Source organism: Nocardia aurea (assembly GCF_003123685.1).
GTDB lineage: Bacteria > Actinomycetota > Actinomycetes > Mycobacteriales > Mycobacteriaceae > Nocardia > Nocardia aurea.
The window spans coordinates 1-834 of sequence record NZ_QCYJ01000141.1 but is presented as its reverse complement, the minus strand read 5'-3'; the positions used below and the strand labels follow the sequence as shown (position 1 = coordinate 834).

Below are 834 nucleotides of genomic sequence, written 5' to 3'. Positions count from 1 at the left end.
CCGGTGCCCCACCAGGTCGTGCAGGTCCCGGGTGAACCTGCGGCGTTCGAGGGCCACGGCCCGCCGGATGACCTCGTTGCGCGCGCCGGCCAGCCAGTGCGCCCGCGCCGCGAGGCTGACCAGGGCGTACTCGACCAGGCCGAGCAGCGGGGCGGCGATCACCCAGCCGGAGTAGGACAGCATGTCCTGCGGGGCCCACAGCAGGACCGGCCCGCAGGCCATGGCCAGGCCCACCAGGACGACGGAGCGGATCCGGTACGCCACCATGAGCAGGGCGCCCGACAGCAGCCCGCAGACCGGCGTCCACGCCGCGCCGAAGAACGGCAGCGGGACGTACGTCAGCCACGCCTGGACGCCGACCAGCCACCACCGGCCGTCGCGCCGCGCCAGCATCCCCAGCACGAACCGCATGTGCGCCCCGAGCAGCACGAGCAGGACCCCCGTGCCCGCGAGCACCTGCCCCGTCTCCGCCAGCCCCGCCTGGACCGGCACCGCCACGGCCAGGATCCCGGCCATCACGGCGAACCCACCCGGCCACAACGGGGCCGGCGGAGCCGCGAACACCGAGCGCATCCGAGTGGCGAACCCGCCGTCTGTCCCGTACACCCATCCCCCGGCACCCGGTCGACCGACTCCCCGAGAGCGGACCCTCCGCCTCGCCCTCTCTAATCGACCCGATCGACCCGCCCGTGTAAAGCGCTTTACGGGCTTCGGGTAAGCGAAGTTCGTCCGGAGATCACCGTCATATGGTGGTTTCATGGAATACATCCGACTTGGCACCACCGGTCTGAAGGTCTCCCGCGTCTGCCTGGGCATGATGAGCTACGGCGATCC

The 834-nt window shown here is 71.7% G+C and carries 1 pseudogene; it reads right to left on the bottom strand.

The features are described from left to right. Positions 1 to 564 (bottom strand): annotated as a pseudogene (locus tag DAT37_RS36715) (hypothetical protein); the annotation flags it as partial. Between the last annotated feature and the right edge of the window lie 270 nt (positions 565 to 834).